At 27.6% G+C, this 10,975-nt stretch carries 11 protein-coding genes; 6 read left to right on the top strand and 5 right to left on the bottom strand.

Features of this window, described 5'->3' with window-relative positions; all coding sequences use genetic code 11:
* Positions 1–92 precede the first annotated feature (92 nt).
* The 4 genes from BO48_RS16435 to BO48_RS16420 form a co-directional block, all read right to left on the bottom strand.
* On the bottom strand, positions 93–2,192 hold the full coding sequence (locus BO48_RS16435) for a DNA topoisomerase (protein ID WP_496369166.1): 2,100 nt from the start codon (positions 2,190–2,192) through the stop codon (positions 93–95).
* An 11-nt stretch (positions 2,193–2,203) separates the two neighbouring features.
* Positions 2,204–2,365 carry a hypothetical protein gene (locus tag BO48_RS16430; RefSeq protein WP_496369164.1) on the bottom strand — a complete coding sequence of 54 codons (162 nt, stop codon included), beginning with the start codon at positions 2,363–2,365 and terminating at the stop codon, positions 2,204–2,206.
* A gap of 84 nt (positions 2,366–2,449) precedes the next feature.
* The gene (locus BO48_RS16425; protein ID WP_496369162.1) at positions 2,450–4,639 is read right to left on the bottom strand and encodes a VirD4-like conjugal transfer protein, CD1115 family; all 2,190 of its coding nucleotides are present in this window, start codon (positions 4,637–4,639) and stop codon (positions 2,450–2,452) included.
* A 62-nt stretch (positions 4,640–4,701) separates the two neighbouring features.
* Complete coding sequence (locus tag BO48_RS16420) at positions 4,702–6,669, bottom strand: MobA/MobL family protein (protein WP_496369160.1); 1,968 nt, start codon at positions 6,667–6,669, stop codon at positions 4,702–4,704.
* A gap of 203 nt (positions 6,670–6,872) precedes the next feature.
* Between BO48_RS16420 and BO48_RS16415 the strand changes: the two genes are divergently transcribed.
* Genes BO48_RS16415 through BO48_RS16395 form a run of 5 tightly spaced genes read left to right on the top strand, consistent with a single transcriptional unit; the run spans position 6,873 to position 9,996 of the window.
* Positions 6,873–7,148 carry a hypothetical protein gene (locus tag BO48_RS16415; protein WP_496369158.1) on the top strand — a complete coding sequence of 92 codons (276 nt, stop codon included), beginning with the start codon at positions 6,873–6,875 and terminating at the stop codon, positions 7,146–7,148.
* 18 nt (positions 7,149–7,166) lie between these two features.
* Positions 7,167–7,376 (top strand): hypothetical protein, encoded by a 210-nt coding sequence (locus tag BO48_RS16410; RefSeq protein ID WP_496369156.1) that lies wholly within the window; start codon positions 7,167–7,169, stop codon positions 7,374–7,376.
* 14 nt (positions 7,377–7,390) lie between these two features.
* Positions 7,391–8,623, top strand: coding sequence for a hypothetical protein (locus BO48_RS16405; protein ID WP_496369154.1), 1,233 nt, complete (start codon positions 7,391–7,393; stop codon positions 8,621–8,623).
* Between the two features lie 27 nt (positions 8,624–8,650).
* Positions 8,651–9,673 (top strand): hypothetical protein, encoded by a 1,023-nt coding sequence (locus BO48_RS16400; RefSeq protein WP_496369152.1) that lies wholly within the window; start codon positions 8,651–8,653, stop codon positions 9,671–9,673.
* Positions 9,674–9,675: 2 nt separating this feature from the next.
* Entirely contained in the window at positions 9,676–9,996 is a 321-nt protein-coding gene (locus BO48_RS16395) for a hypothetical protein (protein WP_496369150.1), read from the top strand.
* Here the strand turns inward: BO48_RS16395 and BO48_RS16390 are convergent.
* Positions 9,993–10,238, bottom strand: a complete 246-nt coding sequence (locus BO48_RS16390; protein ID WP_496369148.1) for a helix-turn-helix domain-containing protein — start codon at positions 10,236–10,238, stop codon at positions 9,993–9,995. The genes BO48_RS16395 and BO48_RS16390 overlap by 4 nt on opposite strands.
* Positions 10,239–10,523: 285 nt before the next feature.
* On the opposite strand from BO48_RS16390, the gene BO48_RS16385 reads away from it, so the two are divergent.
* Positions 10,524–10,975 (top strand): replication initiator protein A (locus BO48_RS16385; RefSeq protein ID WP_496369146.1); only part of this gene is annotated, 452 nt, incomplete at its 3' end.

Genomic DNA, 10,975 nt, shown 5'->3' with positions numbered 1-10,975 from the left:
TCCTCCTGGGTATGTTTTTGTCGTTAAAAACATTGTACCGTAAAAGGACTGTTATATGGCCTTTTTACTTTTACACAATTATACGGACTTTATCATTGTTTTATATTCTTTTCTTTATTATTATCTAAAATTAAATATGCTTTATATGTTTTACCGTCTTTCTTTTTAAGATTAATTTTATTTTTCGTTTTACCATTCTTTATCAAATACAGAAGTTCTTTTTTAGGGATAGGATTATTAAAAAACTTTTTGAAATATACTTGATTACAGTTTGTACATTTATAAACTTTCCCACTTTCAGTGATTGATCCTTTATTACAATTAGAACATTCACAAATCATTTTTGATTCATTTAAATTATTTGTAAGATTATTTAATTCTTCATCATTCTTTTTTTCTTCAAATGTACTTAATTCTTTTTCGATAAACTTCATAGTTATATCAATAAAATTTGAAGCAGAAGCGTTACCATTACCGATTTCTTTCAACCGTTTTTCCCACTGTGCAGTCATTGCTGGACTACTTAATAAACTGTCCTTAATCGCTTTACATAATAATATACCTTTATCTGTGATATAAACTGTATTTTTCGTGATACTGATATATTCTCGATCTTTTAAAGATTTGATAATACTATCTCTAGTTGCTTCCGTACCTAATCCCTCAATATCTTTTAAAATTTTAATATCATCTTCATCATCAACAGTCTTACCACAAGTTTTCATTAAATTTATTAATTGCCCCTCTGTATATAAATTGGGGGGTTTTGTATCTGAATCTTTCAGATTAACCTTTGCTAATACCGATTCTTTACTAACGATTGCTGGTAACTTATCTTCATTTTCTTTTTTAGACTTAGGATATAATGTTTTCCAGCCTAATATTTTATCTACAGTACCCTTAGTATAGAATAGTAAATCGTTCATATTAGTTTCAATATTGGTTTCATCATATACATAATCAGAAGCAAACATACTCAGCGTTGTTGCTACAACTTCATTTAGTACATTTTTATAATCATCACTCAAATTATCTATTGTGGTACGATTAGGAATTTTTGATGTAGGCACAATCGCATAGTGTTCTTGTACACGTGATCCGTCAACGTATCGTTTTCTTGGTTCACTATATTGAACTTCAAAATTCATATCATATAGTTTCTGATACTGATTCAAATTATTCTTAAGATATTCAAATTCATTTTCTGTGATGAAATTACAATCCGTTCGTGGATAACTTAGTATTTTTTTCTCGTATAGATCTTGAATTATTTTCTTAGTTTTTTCTGGACTATATTTATACTTCGCATTGATTTTAGATTGTAATGTTGATAAAGAATGTAGTTTAGGTGATTGTTGTTTTTTTTCCACGGTGGATAAATTACTAATATATCCTTCAACACTCATATCATTCAAATTATGCTTCGCTAGTAAATTGATAGCTTCTTCTTTACTCTTAGATTTAAATTTAGCTTTACCCTTATACTTCCCAGCTTGTACTTTAAAGTTCCCAGTGATTTCATAGAATTTTTCTGATTTAAAGTTTTCAATCTCATTATATCTTTCATATATCATATATAATGTAGGTGTTTGTACCCTACCTATCGAAAACACCTCTCTAAGCCCTTTCGATTGAAATATCTTGGAATACATAGGGCTAAGATTCATACCGATTAAATAGTCGCTAACGGCTCTTGATGAAGCTTCCTTGAACATTAATAGATCCTTCTGGTTATCTTTCAAATTTAAAAATCCTTTTTGTATTTCAGAAGCCACTAAAGAATTGATCCATAACCTCTTAATAGGTTTATCCTTTATACCTGTAACTTTTAAAGTTGTATAGAATATATTAGATCCCTCTCTGTCAATATCACAACCATTAACCAGTAGGTCTGCTTTTGAAAAAAGCTTTTTTATAGCATTAAATTGAGATTTTTTATCGTCAGCTACTTTAAATTCAATTGGATCGGGTTTATATGGTAAATTACTTAAATTCCAGTTGTCTACTGGATTATCGTACTCTTTAGGTAATTTTAACTCAACTAAGTGTCCGAATCCCCACGTAACAATTCCATTTTCTACATACTTATTATCTACTAACTCAATGTGTGTTTTATGCTTCTTCTTAATTCCTATAGCTTCCGCATATTCTCTCGCTTGACTAGGTTTTTCTGCAAATATTACTGTATTCATAATATATCCCCCTATAGCATTTCTTCAGATTTTCCTTTAAGAATTAAATAGTATTTATGTTTAATTTCTTCTAAAGGTAACCTAGATAATTGTTTTTTCTCTTGTGTACTAATACCTATCAGCAAGTTAATTAAATCAATATATTCATATTTAATATTAACAGTTGATAACATATAGTCACCCCTCTAATTGTATGCTAAGTATACCATATGTATGCAATGTATTCAATAATAAAAAAAGATATATAGGTCATATGCCTATATATCTAAATCGTTCTCTAAATCATCTAACTCCGCAGTATTATTACGTTTTTTTCTAACTGCTTCTTTATCTAAACCGTTCTCATGATAAATTTTATGTTCTTTAGAATCTATATTTTTTATATTAAGAACACTTTCATATGTTGAAAATTCAATATGTTGTTTCATATCGTCTTGAATTTCATCAAATAAACTTTTAAATCCTTTGCTTTCTTGTGAAGTATATTCTTCTTCATTTAATGAATTTGTGATTGCTTGAACATCTTTATCGTATTCTTGCTTCATACCACCTAGAATATCATTCTTAATTTGAGTATCAACATTAGTAGATTCATTTTTTACTTTCTGCTTGCGATTATGATATTCACTAAAACTTATTTCATCTGCAATAACATATTCTTGTTCTTTGATTAATTCTCCTGTAAAGCCTAATGTTTTTCTTAAATTATTGTAATTTAGCTTTCTATCCTTATCAGTAATCAAATTAGGATAAATTTCAAATTGAAATGCTTTTTCTGCAAATATTGGATCTTGTCCAGCAATCATTATAATAGATTCGTTTTTCTTCAATCTTCCAACTTCTTCTGGTGTCATTAAAGCTCTTTTTACATATTCATGATTTTCAGATCGACTTACTGATTTTTCACTTTTGGTCATACTGCCTTTTTGTTGTTTAACAGTTGTATTACCTATTGCTTCACTAACCCAGCGTGTCGTATCACTATCAGCTTGGTCTGCACGTAAAAATATCTTTACATCATGGTTATACATAATTTCTCTTGCTTCTTCTTTACCGTACATACTCGATTTTTCAAGTTGTGCTTTATTTTGTATTATTGTACATAATATTAAACCTAAGGATCTCGAGGTAGACATTACTTTACTGTAATTATTCAACTTACCGATATTTGCAAATTCATCAAGTAATAACAGTACTTTTCTTGGTAACGTTTCATTAGGGCTTTGTTTTGCTATATCGTATAAAACATCAATCATCTGTGAAAAGAATACCGAAGTAATCGGATTGAATGTATCATTTTCCATAGACAGTTTTACATATAATATGGCTTTCTCATTTACAAAATCCTCAAAATTAAAATCACTTTCTGCTGTCATATGTTGAACTTTACTTAGTTTGAATATTGATAAACCGTTATTTAATGTACTTGTTACACTAGCCCTCGTATTACCTTTTAAATCCAGTATAGAAGCTAACATCTTTTTAGCTGGGTGATCTTTAGGAATTTCTTTATACCATTCTTCAAATTGTTCTTCGTCTTGCACATGATTAGTATATACATCAACTAAGGTTGCCATGTTTGCTTGCTCTGTCGGATATTCAGTTTTCACATAGATGATTAATGCACTTAACATATTTGTAGCGTTATTTTTAAAGAATGCATTATCTCCACCACTATCTCCCTCGAAGTTTGAAATAATAGTGTTTGCTACCGTCTGTGCTTGTAAATCTGTTTCTACATATGTTAATGGATTATAACGGGATTGCATAAAAGATACAAAATCAACTTGGTAAACTTTATAACCTTGATCTGCTTTGAGTTGTGCAGTCATGTTATACAGTTCTCCTTTAGGATCAGTCACAATAATTGATTTATCTCTTACGTTGATTAAATTAGGTATTACAAAAGCTTGTGACTTTGAAGCACCACTACTACCGATTACGAGCATATGCTGATTATCTACATCTGTATCATCAGTCATAACCAGAACTTTTTTTTGCCCTGGCACTCTACCTAAAATATAACCACTTGGTAATCCTAAAGTTTTTTCAGCCTTACCATATTTAGACTTACTAGCTTTAGCTAATGTTTTACCATTCATTAATGATAAAGGATCTGCCCACTTTGCAGTACCATGAATACCATATTTATCAGCTTCTTCATATTTTTCATTTTTATTAAAGAAGTCTTGTAAACCCCAAAGTAAAATACCAAAGATTCCAGAAGGAATTAATAACCAGTAAAACCACCATTCAGAAATAAAGATACTTTCTAAATAAGAAATAGCAGTATTAGGCTCTAAATATAAAGCTAATAGTTTCCAAAAATAATCATCTTCAAATGATACTTTCTCTGAAAAAATTAAATAGATATTGTTGTAAACTAAACCAACAATCACATAAGAAAGAACAATTAATAGAATCCCTTTGAAAATATTCCCTTTCATAAAATCACCTTATCCCTTAATATTTGTACACAAAGTATACCAAATGCATACATAGTATACAATTATCTTTCATACATTGTTCCATTTTTCTTACGCTTATTATATAAATCTTTATACTTAGTTTGATTATCAATATCATGGACTGCACTACTTAAACTATTGAATACACTATCTGATAATGAACTGATACTTTGATTAACAACATTAAACTCACTATATTCAAAGCTCTCAATAATATCTTCTGCTTGCTGGTCAAACTCTTGATTCTTATTGCTAAAGTGATTAAATATTTGTTCGTCAGAATAGGTATTATTATTAGAAGTAGCTTGTTCAATCATCTTAATTTTATTAAACATAGATAAACTATCTAAGTCATTATAGGATAGATTTTTCTCTTTAAATGCACGTTGTAAATCATCATCTATATGATGTTTATAATCATTTAGTTGTTCTAATTTTTCGTTATACTCTTTAACTCTAAAGTTAAGTTCAAGAACATCTTCTTTGTTATATTCTTCTTTTAAACTTAAAGTTGCTTTCTGAATATCTTTCTTAGCGAAATTAATTTCTTTAGAAAGAATAGAATATAAATCAAAGTTTTTAAGATTTTGCATATCATTATCTTCATATTTTAGACCAGATATTTCTGTAATATCTATATAGTTTCCGTTCTTAATATTATTTAAATACAGATTAATACTATCGTCATTGTGCTGATAATATTCAATATTATTATCTTTAAATATGTGATTATAAATTTCTCGATTACTCTTTAAAAAATATGAATAAACTTCTTTAGAAGCACCATATAATTCATTGTATTTTTCTTTTTTAGCTTTATATGACTGCACATCATTTTTCAACTTATCTACTTCATTTACAATATCTTTTTCAAATGTTTTAGGATCATAACCAAACTTTTTAACTGAATTTGAATTAGAGTTAAAACTATTTTCTAAATTAATTAAATAGTCTTTCCTAAACTTCAAACGATCTTTTTCTGCCATAAGAGATCTGCCATATTTACTAGCAGTAGGGTGTAATGATTTATAAATTTTCTTAGCACTTTCGTAATTAACAAATCCTTTATTACGTTTTGTAATAATTTTAAAACTTTCTTTATCAACTGTTATATCAGATTTATGATCTCTAATAAGATCATTTATTTTCATTACTTTATCATCTAAATTTTGCTCTAAATTATTAATAATACCTTGATTATATTCTTCTATTTCTTTATTTATCTTCCCGTAGAATGTTACAGGAACATAATCAATACCTTGTTGATTACAACGTTCTTTCTCTTTTTTCTCTAAATAATATTCTTCTCTTGTTAAACGTTTTAAAGGTAATTCTTTTCTGCCTTGATTCTCAAAGCTTTCACTTGAATATTCTTTATTAATACCAGCACGTTTAGAATATTCATTTAAAATATTAGAATATGATTTTCTTATATCTTTTATATACTGATTGTTAAAATCAAATGCATGTACTGATTCTCTTTTTTTATTTCCACTTTTCGTCAGTACGTGTTCTCCATTTTCATCAAAAACATAATTACTTTTTCTTTTAGCACCCCACTCACCATTTTCTTTAAATGGTCTAGTTGTAAGTAATACATGAGCATGAGGATTATTTATATCATCAGTATGAATAGATATATCTGCAACCATTCCTTGATTCACAAATTCATCTTGCACAAAGTTTTTCACAATTTCTTTATTTAATTTATAATCAAGATCATTAGGTAAACTTAAAATTACTTCTCTTGCAACTCGTGAGTTCTCTTGTACTGAACGTTCTTTTTTATCAACTTCATTCCAAAGTTTTTCACGATTACTCGCCCAGTCTGGTGCATGATTAGGAGTAATGATAAATGATTCTGGTTTCTGACTATGATTAGCAAATTTTATATTTTCATCAGTACGTTCACTATATAGCTTTTCATCTGATCTGTATGAAGCACAAGCAATTATATTACGAGTACTTCTATTAATATTTTTTACTTCAAGTCTAAAATAACCCGACACAATCATCACTCCTTCCCTTTATGATTTACACCCTTGAGGCGATTTTTTTGAACTTACAGTGAACACAGGATTTTTCGTAAGAAAAACGTGTGTGTAACTGGGCAGTCCTTGTGAACTGATACTTATTATAACATGTTTTTTTGATTTTTAAAATTAATAATGGTAAAATATAAGGACAGATAATAATTAAGGGGTAGATAAAAATGAGTAAAGCCAAATTCAATAGACTAACTAAATTAGAAAAAGAAATTCAAGAGCTTAAAGAGAAACAAGAACAAGCAAAAAGAGATACATTTTATTCAATTGGTGAAATGGTCTTTAAAGAATGGGATCTTGAAGTAAATGATGATTATGATTTACTTGAAGAATTTATAAAAGATAAAGCTTCTGAATTTTCAAGTCTTAGTAATAATTCAGATGAACAAGAAGAAAATAATGAACATAACAATACAATGAATTCAGAAAACGTTTATGAATAATTTATAGCTGGTGATACTATGAAAGATTACAAAAAAATTTCTGCACAAGTTGAAAAAAAGGAATTAGAACTAAATCGTTTGAAGAATATAAACAGAAAAGAAAGAGCAAGTAGACTAATCCAAAAAGGTGCATTACTCGAAAAGTATTTTGATATATATGATTTATCGATTGAAGATACAGAGAAACTTTTAGATAAATTTTCTGATTATGTTAAAAAAAATAAATAAGGGAGTGATTAGAAATGGTGGAACTTAAAGAAGCTGATGTAAATAATTTAATTGATTTAGTAACAAGGAAAACCATTAATGATTTTAATGAACTTGATAAAGAAGATGAACTACGCTCTCATATTGAAAACATATATGAAAATCTAAATGATGAAGAACGTTCTAAAAATGAATACCTTTTTAATCAAGATAGTTTAGAAACTGAATTTAAAAATTTTGGATTAGCAAAAGGTTTTGTATATAAAGAAAATGATAACTACTTTAGTGATAGTGAAGTAGAATATCAAAAACTTAAAGATCTGCATAAAAATATAATCATGTATGAGTACGCAAATGAAAAAAATATTATTCAAGACAATAATTTAAATATAGAGTACTTACGAAACAAAAAACTATTTGAAGAAATTACAAGTGATGATTTCTATTCCAATTATGATATTGAAAAAATTAAAAAATCAGCAGAAGATGAACTTTATTATCCAGACTTTAAAAAAGATATTGATTATAAATTAAAAGAATTCAAAAATTTATATGAAGATAATCCAAAAGAAAATAGGGATTATATTAATCAAAAAATAGATGATGTTTATTATGGTATTTATATAACCAAGTTAGACTACTCAAAGAAATTCAATATAGATACTGAATTAATTGATGAAATTCATAAGGAATATAATTTAGATGATATTCTCAATAATATTGAGCAAGAAAAGTTAAATCAAAAACCAGAATTGGATTTTAGTATTAAGAAATCAATTGATGATAATAGCAAAGAATACGAAAAATATATTGAAAAATATTATGATGAAAAAGATGAATATGCTTTTTCTCTTGCTGGTAATTCTTTAGCAAATAAAAATCTATATTCCAAAATATCAAATCATTTAGATGAAAAAGATATTACTAAAGATTTACAAGATCAAGAAAATATTAAAAGATTTTCTGCCAAAGATGATGAGAAAATTAAACGACTTCAACAAGATGAATTATATGCAAAATTGCTTAAACAAATGAAGAAGAATGAAAGATTCCTTAACAGTACTCAATCAAATATTGCTTATAAAGCTAGGTCAAATTCTGAAAATATTGCAAGATCTACTTCTCAACTAAATTCCAGAGATAGCATGAATACACAATTACAAATTGATAAAACTGAATCAAATGTTCGTAATACAATACAGGATACTAAAACAGATAATCGGATTCATCGTAAAAAGGAAAATAGAGATAATGATTTAGAGAGATAACTTTCTTTATCAAAGGTGGTAAATAATATGGCTAGCTTTAAAGAAACTTTTTTATCAAAAAAAATCACAGAGATAAATGATGATAGTTATTCAAAGCAGTTAGCAGAAGATAGAAAAAAGGGATTACTGAAAAGTAGTGAGAATATTATTTTTCGTGACAATGTTTTAATGGGTATTGAAAATAAACAACCAGAAGTTTTTCAATTTCATAAAAAAAATCTTCAAAAAAATTCAAAGCAATTAGATTCAGATAGTCAAGAATTTAAAGTCGTGTCTAAGTATCTCAACCAAATTGAGAACGTTCAAAATTTAATAGGTATTATCAATGAAAATTTTAAAGAAGATAAAATAGAAAAAATCTCTTTAGATAATAGCAATCTTAATTATCCAGCAATCAAAGTTAAATTCAAAGATGTTAGTCTATTCAAGTCATTTGACTATACAAACATTAAAGATAGGGTTCAATCCATTAAAAAGCATTTTGATAAACTTGAATATAGTGAGGGTAAAATGCAGTTTATAAAAGATAAAGAAAATGATATACAGAATAAGATAGATACAACCATTCATTCAGAACGATTTGTAAGCGGTTATAAAGACGCTGAGAGTGATTTCAATAGAAAAATCGAAGAATACTACCAAGAAGATAAAAAGTCGCTAAAAAACGATTTAAACGCTATTCCAGAGCATTTAAACTATACTGACGATATTAATCAAAGTATCTGGATTACTCCAGATAATAAATTAATTTCTGGAGAATATGATTCAAATATTCGTGGCACAGACCATAACTCGCTTTTAGATAGTTATAATTTAGATAGAAATGATGATTTAAGCTGGGATAAGATCCATAAAATGGGGTTTGTAAGGCTCGTTCCAGAAACTAAGATTGCTTTAGTATATGATAATCAACCTTTTTCAGAGTTCCAGAAAGAAAAACTTGAAAAAGGTGGCTTTAATATTGAAAGTTACGGTACACTAGAAAAAGTAAAAAGTTATGAAAATGATAAAGAGTATAAACAACAAAATGATGAAATATTGGAGAGATAAATATGAAAAAATATTTTTTTCTATTATTCACAATCAGTATTTTGACACTAAGTGCTTGTTCAAGTGATAAATTAACTGGTGTATATACTACGACAGGACACTGCCCAAGCCATTTTGATGAAGAAAGCATAGAATTTGCTGACGGGAAAGTTTTAAATAATAACAATTTAGATAGTTATAAATTTATATCTGATGAAAGCATTGAATTTTATACTGCTGATGATGAAGAAGCCTATGTAGGCACATTTGATTTTATTGAAAATGATGATGGCTTCACTATAGATCACAATAATGGTAACTATAATTGTACGTTTACTTTTTAGTTGTTGCTGGCACGTCTAACTATTTCTGCAAATTCGACTTCATAAAAAAGAGATAAACGTATTAAAGTTTGCATGCTGACTTTAGTGCGTTTTTTATTTTCAATTTGTGATAAGTAAGACTTACTCATTTGAAGAGAATTGCTTACATATTCTAAAGTATAATTCTTTTTTAAACGTTCTATTTTTAATTCAAAGGCTATATTTTGTTCTAACTCAATAGCTTTACAATCTAAATCATTCATAATACTCACCTACTTAAGTATTAATTATAAGTTACATTGTCTCGCTATAAATATCTCTATAGTGAATGAAATTTCTCCACAAAGAAACTTGCATACATTGTATACTAGCGTTATAATAAAAAAAGAACACACTATTGAGCAGATAGCGTGTTCGGTCTAATTCATTAAAGTGTTGGTTAGTTTTATAAGTCTTATTATAACAAGTTTCAAATCGAAATACAATAAGGCAGTCTTAACAATACTTAATTATTAGACCTCAATCAAAAAAAGAATGGGGTTTTTATCATGAGTAATAAGTACTTTACAGTCCAAGAAGAATATAAGGAACGATTCTATCAATTACCTAAGGTATTCTTCACAAATGAAAAATATGTAAAAATGAGAAATGAAACAAAGATCGCTTACGCTATTCTAAGAGATAGATTGGATTTATCTATCAAAAATAAGTGGGTAGATTCCACTGGTAAAATATATTTTATTTATACAGACGTTAAACTTAGAGAAATATTGAATTGCAGTAAAAATCATGTAACAACAATAAAAAAAGAATTGCAATTAGCTGGGCTATTAGAACAAAAAAGACAAGGTTTAAATAAACCTAATATTTCTTACTTAATGAAGCCAGAAATAACAAAAAATGATGTTTATAAAATTCAGCAAGAAGAAAATGACCTTGAAGTCAATAGTATCAAGGATTCCCACGACAAGGGAATCCAGAATCCCACACCAAGGGAATC

The sequence above is a fragment of the Lacicoccus kunmingensis DSM 17847 genome (genome assembly GCF_059568765.1).
This window is presented reverse-complemented; position numbering and strand designations above follow the sequence as displayed.